The organism is Xenophilus azovorans DSM 13620 (genome assembly GCF_000745855.1).
Taxonomy (GTDB): domain Bacteria; phylum Pseudomonadota; class Gammaproteobacteria; order Burkholderiales; family Burkholderiaceae_C; genus Xenophilus; species Xenophilus azovorans.
The window spans coordinates 173,788-188,879 of sequence record NZ_KN050766.1 but is presented as its reverse complement, the minus strand read 5'-3'; the positions used below and the strand labels follow the sequence as shown (position 1 = coordinate 188,879).

Below are 15,092 nucleotides of genomic sequence, written 5' to 3'. Positions count from 1 at the left end.
CCTTCCCCCCCACCGCGCCGCCGATCGTCGTCATGCCCCGGTTCTGCGGGCACGGCGGCGGCGCCACGCTCGCGCCAGCACACCAAGGCCCCAGAAGAGCGGCACGGCCACCACGGCCCAGGGCAGCACGGCGGCGACGAAGGTGATGAGCGCCGCAACGCTGCCGGCCAGCACCTCGCCGGCCTCGCGCATCGCACGGCCGATCGGCCCCGTGCGGGCACCCTGCACCAGCGCGCGCGTGGGCGCGAAGCGGACCTGGACGTGCTGCACGCCGGTCTGCTGCGCCAGGATCTTGCGCCGGGTGGCGCTGCTGTCGAGGTCGGCCTGGGTGTCGGCCAGCGTGCGCTGGATCTCGAGCAGGTCCGACATCTCGCGCTTGACCGACTTGTCCGCCAGCATGGCGCGCAGGCTGTCGCGGAACTCGGTGCGGTTGCGGATGTGGGCCTCGACGTCGACCACCTCGGCGGTCTTGTCCTCGCTGGTGGTGTCGTGCTGCACGACCTGCGCCACGCCGGCCAGGCCGCCGAGCAGCCTGTCCACGTCGGCAGGCAGGACGCGCATCTCGAGCGAGGCGGCGCCCGCCTGCTGCGCCGTCTCGCGCTGCAGGGAGGACGACAGCAGTTCGCAGCGCAGCGTGCCGCAGAGTTCGCGCACGCTGGTCCAGGCCTCGGGCAGCCTGTCGGGGGCGACCTCGACGCTCAGGTCGTGGCGCACCGCCAGGAAGCGCTCGGCCGGCGCCTCGGCGGCCGAATCCTCCCGCGCACGCGCAGGCTCGGCCGGCGCAGCCGCGCCGCCGGCCAGCCTGGCGCTGGCCGGTGCCTCGGCCAGTGCCTGCGGCACCTCGTGCTTCTGGCAGCCGGCCGCCAGCAGGGTGCCCAGGGCCAGCAGGCCGGCCCTCAGGGCGCCGGGGAAGGAGAAAGGGAAGGATCGCTGCATGGGAGGAGTGTCCGCGAGTGGTGATCGCGGTGATACGCGCGAGCACGCACAAGAGGGTTGGAAACTGCCCACCATTCGATCTCCGGCAGCCTTTTCCATTCGGGCACGCCTGGCGCCGGCGTCGCGTGCTCAGGCCTCGATGCGCAGCAGCTCCGCCCCTTCGGCCACCTGGTCGCCCGGCGCGTAGAGCAGTTCCTCCACCGTGCCGTCGGCCGGCGCGGCGATGGTGTGCTCCATCTTCATCGCTTCCATCACCGCCAGCGGCTGGCCCTTGGCAACCTTGTCGCCGGCCTTCACCGCGAAGGACACCACCTTGCCCGGCATCGGCGCGGTGAGGCGCCCGCCCTCGGCATGCGCATCGCCGGCATGGGCCATGCGGTCCACCTCGGTGATGCGCGTGGCGCCCTGGGGCGCGAAGACGTGCAGCACGTCCTGCTGCGCGTACACGTTGAGCGCGTAACGGCCGCCGGCGAACGAGACCTCGATGCGGCCGTCCGGCAGCCGCCCGATCGCCAGCGGGCCGGCGGCGGCATCCGCCGCCAGCGCCTCGCCCTCGGACACCGCCAGGTGCAGCGCGCCGCCCTGGCCGTAGCGCAGCTCGGCGACCGCCGGCCGGCCATGGAACTCGAAGTCGAAGCGGCGCTGGTACGTGCCCAATGCGCGCCAGCCGTCGCGGCGCGCGAAGGGGTCGGCCGCCATCCGCCCGCTCAGCGGCCACTCGTCCAGCACCTGGTGCGCGACGGCCGCGGCGGCGGCCAGCGGCAGGCCCAGCGGCTCGCGCTCGAACAGCACCGCGCGCTCGCGCTCAATCAGCGCCGTGTCCAGCTTCGCCTGGGAGAAGGATTCGGTCGCCAGCACGCCGCGCAGGAACTGCACGTTGGTCGCCACGCCGACGATCTGCACCTGCGCCAGCGCCGCATCCAGCCGCGCCAGCGCCTCGGCGCGGGTGGCGCCGTGCACGATCAGCTTGGCGATCATCGAGTCGTAGAAGGGCGAGATCTCGCCGCCCTCGCGCACGCCGTCGTCGATGCGCACGCGGCTGCGCTGGAAGGCCGTGTGCGGCTGCGGCTTGCGGTACACGGCCAGCGTGCCGGTGGCAGGCAGGAAGTTGTTGTCCGGGTTCTCGGCGCAGATCCGGGCCTCGATGGCGTGGCCGTGCATCTCCAGCTGCTCCTGCTTCAGGGGCAGCGGCTCGCCGGCAGCCACGCGCAGTTGCCATTCCACCAGGTCCAGGCCGGTGATGGCCTCGGTGACGGGGTGCTCCACCTGCAGCCGCGTGTTCATCTCCATGAAGTAGAACTGCATGTGCGCCCCCTCGCTCCCCGCTTCGCGTGGTTCGCTGCCCCCCGAGGGGGTGCTCGCTTGCTTGGGGCGGCCCGGCGCGGCGCTCGTGGCCTCCGGCGCGCCGTAGCCGCCGGTCTGCTCGACGATGAACTCCACCGTGCCGGCGCCCACATAGTTGACGGCGCGCGCTGCATTCACCGCCGCCTCGCCCATCTGTCTGCGCATCGCCTCGGGCATGCCGGGCGCGGGCGCTTCCTCCAGCACCTTCTGGTGGCGGCGCTGCACCGAGCAGTCGCGCTCGAAGAGGTAGACGTAATTCCCTTGCGTGTCGCCGAAGACCTGGATCTCGATGTGGCGCGGGCGCTGCACGTACTTCTCGATCAGCACCGCGTCGCTGCCGAAGCTGTTGATCGCCTCGCGCTGGCAGCTCGCGAGCGCCGCCGCGAAGTCCGCGCTCTTCTCGACGATACGCATGCCCTTGCCGCCGCCGCCGGCGCTGGCCTTGATGAGCACGGGGTAGCCGATGCGGTCGGCCTCGCGCTGCAGCAGGGCCGGGTCCTGGTCGGCGCCGTGGTAGCCGGGCACCAGCGGCACGCCGGCCCGCTCCATCAGGCGCTTGGACTCGGCCTTCAGGCCCATCGCCAGGATCGCTTCGGCCGGCGGGCCGATGAAGACGAGGCCCGCCTCGGCGCAGGCGCGGGCGAAGTCCTCGTTCTCGCTGAGGAAGCCGTAGCCGGGGTGGATTGCCTCGGCGCCGGTGGCCTGGGCGGCCTCGATGATCTTCTCCCAGCGCAGGTAGCTGTCCTTGGGCGCGCTGCCGCCCAGGTGCACGGATTCGTCGCAGGCGCGCACGTGGTTGGCGTGCGCGTCGGCGTCCGAGTACACGGCCACGGTGCGGATGGCCATGCGGCGCGCCGTCGCCGCGACCCGACAGGCAATCTCACCGCGGTTGGCGATCAGGATCTTCTTGAACACATCGTTCTCCTTGGATTCAGGCTTGCGGGGCCGCCGAGGCGCCCCCGCCGAAAAACGCACGCAACTTGCGCAGCACCGCGCGCAGGAACTTCCACAGCACCACCAGCAGCACGGCCGACAGGAGCACCATCACGAGCAGGGCGACGCCGAAGGCCACCGGATGCTGCGTCGCCAGCCACACGATGCCGATCACCAGCCCGTCCTCGAACAGCGAGGCGAACCAGTTGCTGAAAGGCTCGGGCGAGGTGTTGATCGCGGCGCGCGTGGCGGCCTTGGTGGCGAAGGCGGTGGCGGCCAGCGAGCCGCCCATGAGGCCCGCCACCAGGGTCCACACCGCGCCGTCGCCGCCGAACACGCCGGCCGCCAGCAGCGCGCCGCCCGGGATGCGGATGACGCTGTGGACGGTGTCCCACACGCTGTCCAGCCAGGGGATCTTGTCGGCGAAGAACTCCACCAGCAGCATCAGGCCGCTGGCCGTGAGCACCACCGGATGCGCCAGCAGGTGCAGGCCCGGCGGCAGCACGATCCAGCCGGCCGCGCCCATCGCGCCGACCAGGAACACCACCGCGTACAGCCGGAAGCCGCTGGCCCAGCCCAGCGCGCCGGCCAGCGCCAGCAGCGAAGGCATGTCCATCTGCCCCAGCGCCTGGCTGGCGTGCTGGCTGGCCGCGCCGGCGGCATCCGCCAGCGCCGGCTGCGGATGCAGGCCGATGCGGTGCAGCCACTGGAGGACGGCGTCGAACATGATGGGCGCGGATCAGCGCGAGACCCAGCTCGGCTTGCGCTTCTCGAGGAAGGAGCGCAGGCCCTCCTGCCCTTCCTCGCTGGCGCGCAATGCGGCGATGCGGCGCACGGTCTCGTCCGAGAGCGCGTCATCGATGCGCTCGCCCGTCACGTCGCGCAGCAGCCGCTTGCATTCGTTCACCGCCCCGGGCGCGGCGGCGGCGATGTTCTTCAGCACCTCGTCGACCTTGGCGTCCAGCGCGTCGGCCGGCACCACCTCGTGCACGAAGCCGATGCGGTGCGCCTCGGCGGCGGAGAAGCGCTCGCCGGTGAGAAAGTAACGCTGCGCCGCGCGCGCGCCCATCGCGCGGATGACGTAGGGGCTGATGGTCGCGGGGATCAGGCCGATCTTCACTTCCGACAGGCAGAAGTTCGCGCTCTCGGCCGCGATGGCCACGTCGCACACCGACACCAGGCCCATGCCGCCGGCGTACACGTCGCCCTGCACGCGGGCGATCACCGGCAGGCGGCTGGCGTGCAGGGTGCGCAGCATGCGCGGCAGGCCGGCCGCGTCCTGCAGGTTCTGCTCGGGCGTGAACTCCGCGGCGCGCTTCATCCAGTTGAGGTTCGCGCCGGCGCAGAAGGCCGGGCCGCGCCCGCCCAGCACCACGGCGCGCACGCCCGGCGCAGCCTCGGCCTGCGCGAAGGCCTCGCCCAGCTCGCGGATGAACACGTCGTCGATGGCGTTGCGCATCTCGGGGCGGTTGAGCCAGATGCGCGCGACGGCGCCGTCGATCTGCAGTTCGAGTGTCGTGAAGGACGTCATGGGGTGCGTTGCTCCTCTTGCAGCATGTAGACCAGGTCGAGCACGGGGCAGGGATGGCCGAGCGCGGTGAGCGCCGCCGTGACCTGGCCGCGGTGGTGGGTGCCGTGGTTGAAGACGTGGGTGAGCGTGGCCGCGAAGGGCAGCGACGCCGCCACGCCCTGGGTGGTGGTGTAGTCCAGCGTGCCGTCGAAGCGGCCGGCCGGCCAGCGCGCGATCAGCGGTTGCCAGCGCGAAACACCCTCCAGCAGTGCCTGCGCCAGCGCGGCGCGGTCGGGCTGCGCCTCCTCGTCCAGCGCCATGCGGGGCGACACGCCCTCGTCGAAGCGCCGGAACCAGATCAGGTGCTCGCCCACCAGCAGGTGGTTGAGCGTGCCGTGGATGCTCTTGAAGAACAGGCCCGTGTCGCGCCGGTAGTCGCCCTCGTCCACCCGCGCCACCGCGTCCAGCAACCGCCGCGTCGCCCAGGCGTTGTAGCGGGCCAGGGTGGCGAAGTGCCGCGTCCAGCTTGGCACGGTCAGCTCCCCCACACGCGCAGGCCGCGGTGCGTGGCGATGGCGTCGAAGTCGCGGTCGCTGTGCAGCAGCAGGTAGTCGTGCTCGATGCAGAAGGCGGCGACCACCACGTCGATGGCGCTGCGCACCGTGATGCCGCGCGCGCGCAGGTGGCGGTAGTGCTCGGCGGCGGCCAGCGCCAGGTCTTCGCCGCCGCAGGGCTCGACGCTCAGGGTCTGCAGCAGCAGGCGGGCCTGGCGCATGGCGCGCTCGTGGCGAAAGCCGCGCAGCACCTCGTACAGCACCAGGTCGGGCACCACCAAGCGGGTGTGGCCGTCGGCCAGCAGGCGGCGCAGCTCATCACGCGCCGCCGAATCGCGGGCGTTGAAGTAATCGATCCAGACGCTGGAGTCAACGACCAGCACGGCGCGCCACCTTGCGGTCTCCGACAGGCGCTGGCGCATCCGCCTTCTGCCGCGTCTTTCGCACGGCGTAGCGGGCGCGAGGCTCCTGCACTGTCGGCGCCTGGGCAGGCGCCTCGGCATCGTCTTGCGCCGACCGTGTCCAGTCGATGGACTCATCGCCTTCCCACTTCAACTTGCCTTCCCACTTGAGGATCTCGCGGTAGGCCGCCTGCCGCGCGAGCAGGCGCAGGCCGGCTTCCACCGTCTCCTTCTTGGTGGTGAAGGGCCCCGCGTGCATGGCCTTGGCCAGCAACTCGTCGTCGATATCGATGTTGGTACGCATTATGTGTATAAATCTCTCAGAACACACACATCGTACACCTTACATGCGGAACACGCCGAACTTCGGCTCGGGGATGGGCGCGTTGCGCGCCGCCGCCAGGCCCAGCGCCAGTACGCGCCGGGTGTCGGCCGGGTCGATCACGCCGTCGTCCCACAGCCGGGCGGTGGCGTAGTAGGGGTGGCCCTGGTGCTCGTACTGCTGGCGTATGGGGGACTTGAAGGCTTCCTCCTCTTCCGCGCTCCAGGCGCCGCCCTTGGCCTCGATGCCGTCGCGCTTGACGGTCGCCAGCACGCTGGCGGCCTGCTCGCCGCCCATCACGCTGATGCGCGCGTTGGGCCACATCCAGAGGAAGCGCGGGCTGTACGCCCGGCCGCACATGCCGTAGTTGCCGGCGCCGAAGCTGCCGCCGATGATGACGGTGAACTTGGGCACATTCACCGTGGCCACCGCCGTCACCATCTTGGCGCCGTGGCGCGCGATGCCCTCGTTCTCGTACTTGCGGCCGACCATGAAGCCGGTGATGTTCTGCAGGAACACCAGCGGGATCTTGCGCTGGCCGCACAGCTCGATGAAGTGCGCGCCCTTCTGCGCGCTTTCGCTGAACAGGATGCCGTTGTTGGCGACGATGCCCACCGGCATGCCCTCGATCTGCGCGAAGCCGCACACCAGCGTGGCGCCGAAGCGCGCCTTGAACTCGTGGAACTCGCTGCCGTCGACGATGCGGGCGATGATCTCGCGCACGTCGAAGGGCTTGCGGGTGTCCGTCGGAATCACGCCGTAAAGTTCTTCCGGGGCGAAGGCCGGCGCGTGCCCGGCTTCGACAGGCTCAGCCCGAACGGCTGGTGTGGCATTGAGATTCGCGACCGCGCTGCGCGCCAGCGCCAGCGCATGCAGGTCGTTCTCGGCCAGGTGGTCGGCCACGCCCGACAGGCGCGTGTGCACGTCGCCGCCGCCCAGGTCCTCGGCCGTCACCACCTCGCCGGTGGCCGCCTTCACCAGCGGCGGGCCGCCCAGGAAGATGGTGCCCTGGTTCTTGACGATGATGGACTCGTCGCTCATCGCCGGCACGTAGGCGCCGCCGGCCGTGCACGAGCCCATCACCACCGCGATCTGCGCGATGCCCTCCGCGCTCATGTTCGCCTGGTTGTAGAAGATGCGGCCGAAGTGCTCGCGGTCGGGGAAGACCTCGTCCTGGTTCGGCAGGTTGGCGCCGCCGGAATCGACCAGGTAGATGCAGGGCAGCCGGTTCTGTTGCGCGATCTCCTGCGCGCGCAGGTGCTTCTTCACCGTCATGGGGTAGTAGGTGCCGCCCTTCACCGTGGCGTCGTTGCACACGACCATGCAGTCCACCCCGTTCACGCGGCCGATGCCGGCGATCAGGCCGGCGCCCGGCGCGTCGCCCTTGTACATGCCGTGCGCGGCCAGCGGCGACAGCTCCAGGAAGGGCGTGCCCGGGTCCAGCAGCCGGCTCACGCGCTCGCGCGGCAGCAGCTTGCCGCGGGCGGTGTGCTTGGCGCGCGCGGCCTCGCCGCCGCCCTGCTCCACCTGGGCGAACTGCGTGCGCAGGTCGTCCACCAGCGCGCGCATGGCCTGCGCGTTGGCCTGGAATTCCTCGGAGCGGGGGTTGAGTTTGGAGACCAGTTTGCTCATGAATGACTTTCCGTGATGGGTGACGCCGCGCTGCGCGATGATGCATGGTGGGCTCCGCCCGCTCCTGCCGTCACCGTTCTTCGCTTCTCTTCTTCTTCGTGCATACCGTCGAAACCGTCCTTCTGGTGCTGATGCTGGGCGCACTCACCGGCATCGCCGCGCGCTACCTGCGCGCCATCCCGCTGCCGCTGATCCAGATCGCGCTGGGCGCGCTGCTGTCCTGGCCGCAGGGCGGGCTGCACATCGCCTTCGACCCCGAGCTGTTCCTGCTGCTGTTCATCCCGCCGCTGCTGTTCGCGGACGGCTGGCGCATCCCCAAGCGCGAGTTCTTCGCGCTGTGGCAGCCCATCCTGCGGCTGGCGCTGGGCCTGGTGCTGTTCACCGTGCTGGGGCTGGGCTGGCTGATCCACTGGATGATCCCGGAGATGCCGCTGACGGTGGCCTTCGCGCTCGCCGCGGTGGTCTCGCCCACCGACGCGGTGGCCGTCTCGGCCATCACGCGCGGGCTGGGCATGCCGGCCAAGACCATGCACCTGCTGGAGGGCGAGTCGCTGCTGAACGACGCCTCGGGCCTGGTGGCGCTGAAGTTCGCCGTGGCGGCCACGCTCACCGGCCTGTTCTCGTGGACCGGCGTGGCCTCGGAATTCCTCTGGATCGCGCTGGGCGGCCTGGGCGCGGGCGCGCTGCTGGGCTGGGGCTTCGCCCGCGCGCGGGCCGCCGTCACGCGCCGGGTGGGCGACGTGGCGGCCACGCAGATGGTGCTGCTGCTGGTGCTGCTGCCCTTCGCGGCCTACATCGTGGGCGAGCGCATCGGCGTCTCGGGCATCCTGGCGGCGGTGGCGGCGGGCATCACCACCAACTTCGCCGACCTGGAGCGCAGCGAGTTCGTCTCCGAGCGCATCCAGACCGAAGGCACCTGGGCCATGATCGAGTCGGCCTTCAACGGCGCCATCTTCCTGCTGCTGGGGCTGCAGCTGCCGTCCATCGTGCAGACCATCGGCGAGGCCAGCCACCACGGCGCCTGGGCGCTGGCGGGCTATGTGGCGGCCATCTCGTGCGCGCTGCTGCTGCTGCGCTGGATCTGGCTCTCGCTGGCCGTGCAGGGCAGCCTGCTGAAGGCGCACCTGGCGGGCAAGATGGCCGTGCGGCCCTCGTGGCGCCTCACGCTGGCCACCACGCTGGCGGGCATCCGCGGGGCGGTGACGCTGGCGGGCGCGCTGTCCGTCCCGCTGATGCTGGACGAGCGCGCGCCCTTCCCGGCGCGCGACCTGCTGGTCTTCCTGGCGGCGGGCACCATCCTCTTCACGCTGGTGGTGGGCAGCATCGGCCTGCCGCTGGTGCTGCGCCGGCTGCCCCTGCCGGCCGAGCCGCCGGAGGCGCGCGAGGAGCGGCAGGCCCGCCTGGCCGCCTGCCGCGCCGCCATGGCCGGCCTGGCGCCGGACCCGGCCGAGCACGAGGGCGCCGACCCGCAGTGGCTGGCCCAGTACCGCGAGGCAGCCGGCCGGCTGACGCAGGACTACCGCAAGCGCATCGACCTGCTGGACGACGGCGACGACCCGTCCGCGCCGGCCACGCCCGAGGCCCAGGCCGACACGCCCGAGGCCGTGCACCAGCGGCGGCTGCGCTACGTGATGGAGCTGGAGCTGCGCCTGAAGTGCACGCGCATCGAGCGCGACACGCTGTACGCCGAGCGGCACATGCACCGCATCAACGACGAGTCGCTGCGCAGCCTGGTGGCCGAGCTGGACCTGGCCGAGGTGTCGCTGCGCAAGCGGCTGAAGGTGGCGCGCCAGGCCGCGGGACTGCCGCCGGGCGGGTGAGACGGCGCGTGCGCAGCGCATGGCGTGTCGTGGCGGCGGCCGGCTTCAGGCGGTCTTGTCGGCCACCAGGCCGAGGTCCTGCGACATCTGCTCGCGGATCCTGAACTTCTGGATCTTGCCCGTCACCGTCATCGGGAAGGCGTCGACGAAGCGGATGTACTTCGGCACCTTGTAGTGCGCGATCTGGCCCTTGCAGAAGTCGCGGATCTCCTCCTCGGTGGGCTGCTGGCCCGGCTTGGGGATGATCCAGGCGCACAGCTCCTCGCCGTACTTCTTGTCGGGCAGGCCGACCACCTGCACGTCCTGCACCTTGGGGTGGCGGTACAGGAACTCCTCGATCTCGCGCGGATAGATGTTCTCGCCGCCGCGGATCACCATGTCCTTGATGCGGCCGACGATGTTGACGTAGCCCTCGTCGTCCATGGTCGCCAGGTCGCCGGTGTGCATGTAGCCCTCGGCGTCGATGGCCTCGCGGGTCTTGGCCTCGTCGCCCCAGTAGCCGTGCATCACCGAGTAGCCGCGGGTGCACAGCTCGCCGGGCCGGCCGCGCGGCACGACTGAGCCGGACTCGGGGTCGACGATCTTCACCTCCAGGTGCGGCTGCACGGTGCCGACGGTCGAGACGCGGCGCTCCAGCGGCGTGTCGGTGCTGCTCTGGCAGCTCACCGGGCTGGTCTCGGTCATGCCGTAGGCGATGGTGATCTCGGTGAGGTGCATGCGCTCGACCACGCGCTTCATCACCTCGATCGGGCAGGCGGTGCCGGCCATGATGCCGGTGCGCAGGCTCGACAGGTCGAACTCGGCGAAGCGCGGGTGGTCCAGCTCGGCGATGAACATGGTGGGCACGCCGTGCAGCGCCGTGCACTTCTCGGCCTGCACCGCCTCCAGCGTGAGCAGCGCATCGAACCCGTCGTTGGGATAGACGATGGCGCTGCCGTGCGTGAGGCAGGCCAGGTTGCCCAGCACCATGCCGAAGCAGTGGTACATGGGCACGGGGATGCACAGGCGGTCGTCGGGGCCGAGCTTCATGCACTCGCCGATGAAGAAGCCGTTGTTCAGGATGTTGCGGTGCGTGAGCGTCGCGCCCTTGGGGAAGCCCGTGGTGCCGCTGGTGAACTGGATGTTGATGGGGTCGGCTGCCCGGAGCGTCTTCTGCACTTCGGCCACGCGCGGGTCGGCGCTGTCGCCGCCGGCCAGCAGCTGCGAGAAGCGCGCGAGCGGGATGTCGCCGCCGGCCTCGTCTGCGTCTTCCGGCCGGTCGATCCACCAGATATTCTTCAGTTCGGGCAGCTTCGCCGCGCCCAGCTCGCGCAGCATCGCCAGGTACTCGCTGGTCTTGAAGCGCGGCATGGTCACCAGTGCCTTGCAGCCGACCTTGTTGAGCGCGTACTCCACCTCGGCCGTGCGGTAGGCCGGGTTGATGTTGACCAGGATCAGCCCCGCCTTGGCGGTGGCGATCTGCATCAGCACCCAGGCCAGGTTGTTGTGCGACCAGATGCCGATGCGCTCGCCCGGCGCGAGCCCCGCGCGCAGCAGCGCGCTGGCCAGGCGGTCGGACTCGGCCTGCAGCTCGCGGTACGTGCGGCGCACGCCCTCGTGCCGGCTCACCAGCGCCAGCGCGTCGGGCTGGCGATCCACCATCGCGTCGAAGAAGTCGCCGATGGTGTCTTCGATCAGGGCGGGCTCGGCGGCGCCGCGGGCGTAGCTGTCGGTCATCTCGATGTCTCCTGGTTCACTCTGCCTCCCTCCTCCGCGCGCCGGCCGCGGCCGGCCGGGCGCTCAGGCGGTCTCGGCGAACAGTTCGCGGCCGATGAGCATGCGGCGGATCTCGCTGGTGCCGGCGCCGATCTCGTACAGCTTGGCGTCGCGCCACAGCCGCTCGACCGGGAAGTCCTTCGTGTAGCCCACGCCGCCCAGCGCCTGGATCGCCTCGCCGGCCATCCAGGTCGCCTTCTCGGCCGAGTAGAGGATGGCGCCGGCCGCGTCCTTGCGGAAGGTGCGCGCGTGGTCGGCGCTGTCGCAGGCCTTGCCCACCGCGTACACGTAGGCGCGGGTGGCCTGCCAGGTGCTGTACATGTCGGCGATCTTGCCCTGCATGAGCTGGAACTCGCCGATGCTCTGGCCGAACTGCCTGCGTTCGTGCACGTAGGGAATCACCGCGTCCATGCAGGCGGCCATGATGCCCAGCGGCCCGCCGGAGAGCACGGCGCGCTCGTAGTCGAGCCCGCTCATCAGCACCTTGGCGCCGTTGCCCTCGCCGCCCAGGATGTTCTCCTCCGGCACCTCGCAGTTGTCGAAGAAGAGCGGATAGGTGTTGGAACCGCGCATGCCCAGCTTGTCCAGCTTGGTGCCGGCGCTGAAACCCTTGAAGCCCTTCTCGACGATGAAGGCCGTCATGCCGCGCGCGCCCATCTCGGGCTCGGTCTTGGCGTAGATCACCAGCGTGTCGGCGTCGCCGCCGTTGGTGATCCACATCTTGCCGCCGTTGAGGACGTAATGGCCGTCCTTCTTCTCGGCCCTGAGCTTCATGCTCACCACGTCGCTGCCGGCGCCCGGCTCGCTCATCGCCAGCGCGCCGACGTGCTCGCCGCTCACCAGCTTCGGCAGGTACTTCTTCTTCTGCGCCTCGCTGCCGTTGCGGTGGATCTGGTTGACGCACAGGTTGGAGTGCGCGCCGTAGGAGAGCCCCACCGACGCCGAGGCGCGCGAGACCTCCTCCATCGCCACGATGTGCGCCAGGTAGCCCAGCTCGGTGCCGCCGTATTCCTCCTTCACCGTCATGCCGTGCAGGCCCAGGCTGCCGAGCTTGGCCCACAGGTCCTTCGGGAACTGGTTCTCGCGGTCGATCTCGGCGGCGCGCGGCGCGATCTCGGCGGCGCAGAAGTCGGCGACGGCGTCGCGCAGGGCATCGATGGTCTCGCCCAGCTGGAAGTTCAGGCCGGGCAGGCTGGCGTGGGCCATGGGATGTGTCTCCTGAGGATGTCGCCGCGCGCCGGAGGGCGCGGGCATGGACGCAGCTTACGCCCGCGACGCCCGCATTTGGCGCCACAATGGTTGCAAATCGCGCCACGTCCCACGCCGCCCCGATGACCGCCTCCACCCTCGTCAGGCCCCCTCGCGCCGCCACGCCCATGGCCTTCGTGCAGGCGATCGTGAAGGGCTACGCGCGCTACGGCAAGGACCCCGGCGAGGCCCTGCGTGCGGCACGGATCACGCCGAGGGAACTGTGGCGCCCCGGCGCCCGGGTGACGGCCGCGCAGTTCGAGGCGCTGAACGAGCACGCCATGCAGGAGCTGGACGACGAGGCGCTGGGCTGGTTCACGCGCCGCCTGCCCTGGGGCAGCTACGGGCTGCTGTGCCGCGCCTCGCTGACCGCGCCCGACCTGGGCGTGGCGATCAAGCGCTGGTGCCGCCACCACCGGCTGCTGGCGGACGACATCGCGCTCTCGCTCTCGGTGGCGGGCGGCGTCGCCACGGTGTCGATCGAGGAGCGGCGCGACCTGGGGCCGCTGCGCGAGTTCTGCCTGGTGTCGAGCCTGCGCTTCCTGCACGGCTATGCGAGCTGGGCCATCGATTCGCGCGTGTCGCTGCGCGAGGCGGCCTTCCCCTTCGCCGCGCCGCCGCATGCCGACGCCTACGCGCTGATGTTCACCGGGCAGGTGCGCTTCGGCGCCCCGCGGGCAGGCTTCAGCTTCGACGAGCGCTACCTCGCCCTGCCGCTGCGGCGCGACGAGCGGGCGCTGCGCCAGATGCTGCGCCGCGCCCTGCCGCTGACGGTGCTGCAGTACCGGCGCGACCGGCTGCTGGGCCAGCGGGTGCGCGAGCTGCTGCGCACCCGCGGCGCCGAGCTGGGCAGCGCCGAGGCGCTGGCGGCGGCGCTGCACATCTCGGCGCGCACGCTGCACCGGCAACTGCAGGCCGAGGGCCTGGCGCTGCAGGGCCTGAAGGACGAGGTGCGCCACGCCGAGGCCGTGGACCAGTTGCGGCGCACCCGGCGCCCCATCAAGCAGATCGCGCTGGCGGTGGGCTTCCGCAACGAGAAGAGCTTCGCCCGCGCCTTCCGCCAGTGGACCGGCATGACGCCCGGCGAGGCGCGCCGGTCGGCCGGCTGAAGGCGCCCCGGCCCGGCTACGCGCCGGCCGCGGCGCGCGGGTGCAGCTGCGCGTCCAGCGCGCGCGTGCCGGCCGCCAGTGCGGCCTCGTAGGTGCCGGCGGGCTCCTCGGCCCGGCGCACCACCTTCACCGGCTGGCCGCCGGCGTCGGTCTCCATCAGGGTCCAGACGAAGGTGCCGGGCTCCGGCTCCTTGACCACGAGTTGAAGCGGTTGATGGGTGTTCATGGCGACCATGCTGAACCCCCGGAGGGCAGCCGCGTGTCAGCCAAATTCGTCAGTCCGGGGCCGGGACCGGCGCCGGTCAGGTCCTGATCTTCCCGTCGCCGGTGATCATCGACAGCTCGACGAACTTCGAGGCCACGTGGTTCTTCGGCGAGAAGGAGACGTCGAAGCCGGCGAACTGCTGGCGCTCGATGCTCTCCAGCCCGGCGATCAGGCCTTCCCGCGTCGGCTTGCCGCCGGGCGCGCGCCGCAGGCCCTCGACCAGCACGCTCGCCGCCAGATAGCCCTCGATGCTGGAGAAGTTGGCCTGCACCTTGCCGCCGGCCTTGCGTGCCGCGCCGTTGAACTCGCGGGTGATCGGGTTGGCGCTGTTGTAGGGCGAGGGCATGACCTGCGAGACCACGATGCCTGCGCCGTCCCTGCCCAGTTCGTCGGCCAGGGCCTGCGTGCCGACGAACGAGACGTTGTAGAAGGTGCCACCGTAGCCGGCCTTGCGCGCCTCGCGGATGAAGGCGGCGCAGGATTTGTACGCGCTGACCTGCACGATGGCGTCCGGCTTCAGCGGCAGCAGGGCCTTCACCGCGGCGGCCACGTCCACGGAATTGCGCTCGACCGTGGCCGCGCCCACCGGCTTGAGGTTCTGCTGCGCCAGCGCCAGCGTCACCCCGTCCAGGCCGGCCTGGCCGTAGGCGTCGTTCTGGTGGAAGACCGCGATCTTCTTCAGCCCCAGGTGCGTCAGCTGGTTGACGATCAGCGCCGTCTCGTCGTTGTACGACGCACGCAGATGGAACACGTTCTTGTGGAAAGGCTCGCGCAGCCCCATCGCTCCGGTGAAGGGCGCGAAGAACGGCACCTTGTCCTTCACCGCCAGCGGCAGCGCCGCCAGGCTGGTGGGCGTGCCGATGTAGCCGAACAGGGCGAATGCATCGTCCTGGATCAGCTTGCGGGTGTTCACGACGGTGCGGTCGGGCTCGTAGCCGTCGTCGAGCTGCCGGATGACCACGTTGCGCGCGCCGGCCTGGGCGTTGTGCTGGTCCAGGCAGAGCTTCGCACCCTCGTAGAACTGGATGCCCAGCTGTGCCGCCGGCCCGGTGAAAGGGGCGGACTGGCCCAGGACGATGGGCTGCTCGCTCTGCGCGCGCACCACGCCGGCGAATCCGCCCACGGCCGATGCCACGGCGCCCATCGAGAAGTGTCTGCGGCTGATCATCGGAAAACCCCCTGCGCCGGAACGGGCGCATAAAACTAGACTCCATCGGCGGGGATCCGCCCCGCCCCTCTGCTCCCCTGCCGCCGTCGCTCTCT

The 15,092-nt window shown here is 71.0% G+C and carries 14 protein-coding genes; 2 read left to right on the top strand and 12 right to left on the bottom strand.

The genetic code is table 11. The features are described 5' to 3' along the window. Positions 1–30: 30 nt before the first annotated feature. The 8 genes from Q392_RS27305 to Q392_RS27270 all read right to left on the bottom strand — a co-directional run bounded on the left by Q392_RS27305 (position 31) and on the right by Q392_RS27270 (position 7,632). The gene (locus Q392_RS27305; protein ID WP_038216167.1) at positions 31–936 is read right to left on the bottom strand and encodes a DUF4349 domain-containing protein; all 906 of its coding nucleotides are present in this window, start codon (positions 934–936) and stop codon (positions 31–33) included. Between the two features lie 129 nt (positions 937–1,065). Next, positions 1,066–3,195: an acetyl/propionyl/methylcrotonyl-CoA carboxylase subunit alpha gene (locus Q392_RS27300; protein WP_038216162.1), complete on the bottom strand. Its 2,130-nt coding sequence runs from the start codon at positions 3,193–3,195 to the stop codon at positions 1,066–1,068. 16 nt (positions 3,196–3,211) lie between these two features. Continuing rightward, positions 3,212–3,940 (bottom strand): DUF4126 domain-containing protein, encoded by a 729-nt coding sequence (locus Q392_RS27295; RefSeq protein WP_038216158.1) that lies wholly within the window; start codon positions 3,938–3,940, stop codon positions 3,212–3,214. Between the two features lie 12 nt (positions 3,941–3,952). After that, positions 3,953–4,744, bottom strand: a complete 792-nt coding sequence (locus tag Q392_RS27290; RefSeq protein WP_051954012.1) for an enoyl-CoA hydratase/isomerase family protein — start codon at positions 4,742–4,744, stop codon at positions 3,953–3,955. Next, the gene (locus Q392_RS27285) at positions 4,741–5,256 is read right to left on the bottom strand and encodes a DinB family protein (RefSeq protein WP_038217279.1); all 516 of its coding nucleotides are present in this window, start codon (positions 5,254–5,256) and stop codon (positions 4,741–4,743) included. Before Q392_RS27285 ends, Q392_RS27290 begins: the two co-directional genes overlap by 4 nt. Before the next feature lie 2 nt (positions 5,257–5,258). Next, positions 5,259–5,660: a type II toxin-antitoxin system VapC family toxin gene (gene vapC, locus Q392_RS27280; RefSeq protein WP_038217276.1), complete on the bottom strand. Its 402-nt coding sequence runs from the start codon at positions 5,658–5,660 to the stop codon at positions 5,259–5,261. Continuing rightward, complete coding sequence (locus Q392_RS32470) at positions 5,647–5,982, bottom strand: type II toxin-antitoxin system VapB family antitoxin (protein ID WP_084217443.1); 336 nt, start codon at positions 5,980–5,982, stop codon at positions 5,647–5,649. The genes vapC and Q392_RS32470 overlap by 14 nt, the downstream gene beginning before the upstream one ends. 39 nt (positions 5,983–6,021) lie before the next feature. After that, on the bottom strand, positions 6,022–7,632 hold the full coding sequence (locus tag Q392_RS27270) for a carboxyl transferase domain-containing protein (RefSeq protein ID WP_038216155.1): 1,611 nt from the start codon (positions 7,630–7,632) through the stop codon (positions 6,022–6,024). Positions 7,633–7,730: 98 nt separating this feature from the next. On the opposite strand from Q392_RS27270, the gene Q392_RS27265 reads away from it, so the two are divergent. Next, a complete protein-coding gene (locus tag Q392_RS27265) occupies positions 7,731–9,452 on the top strand; it encodes a Na+/H+ antiporter (protein WP_038217270.1) in 1,722 nt (573 codons plus the stop codon). Positions 9,453–9,497: 45 nt separating this feature from the next. Here the strand turns inward: Q392_RS27265 and Q392_RS27260 are convergent, their stop codons facing one another. Continuing rightward, on the bottom strand, positions 9,498–11,168 hold the full coding sequence (locus tag Q392_RS27260) for an AMP-binding protein (protein WP_038216152.1): 1,671 nt from the start codon (positions 11,166–11,168) through the stop codon (positions 9,498–9,500). A gap of 63 nt (positions 11,169–11,231) precedes the next feature. Further along, on the bottom strand, positions 11,232–12,413 hold the full coding sequence (locus Q392_RS27255) for an isovaleryl-CoA dehydrogenase (protein WP_038216150.1): 1,182 nt from the start codon (positions 12,411–12,413) through the stop codon (positions 11,232–11,234). A gap of 125 nt (positions 12,414–12,538) precedes the next feature. Here Q392_RS27255 and Q392_RS27250 point away from each other — a divergent pair, with 125 nt between their 5' ends. Then, positions 12,539–13,564, top strand: a complete 1,026-nt coding sequence (locus tag Q392_RS27250; RefSeq protein ID WP_038216148.1) for an AraC family transcriptional regulator — start codon at positions 12,539–12,541, stop codon at positions 13,562–13,564. A 16-nt stretch (positions 13,565–13,580) separates the two neighbouring features. Here the strand turns inward: Q392_RS27250 and Q392_RS27245 are convergent, their stop codons facing one another. Then, the gene (locus Q392_RS27245) at positions 13,581–13,790 is read right to left on the bottom strand and encodes a hypothetical protein (protein ID WP_245610838.1); all 210 of its coding nucleotides are present in this window, start codon (positions 13,788–13,790) and stop codon (positions 13,581–13,583) included. 76 nt (positions 13,791–13,866) lie between these two features. Continuing rightward, positions 13,867–14,997, bottom strand: coding sequence for an ABC transporter substrate-binding protein (locus tag Q392_RS27240; RefSeq protein ID WP_038216143.1), 1,131 nt, complete (start codon positions 14,995–14,997; stop codon positions 13,867–13,869). Between the last annotated feature and the right edge of the window lie 95 nt (positions 14,998–15,092).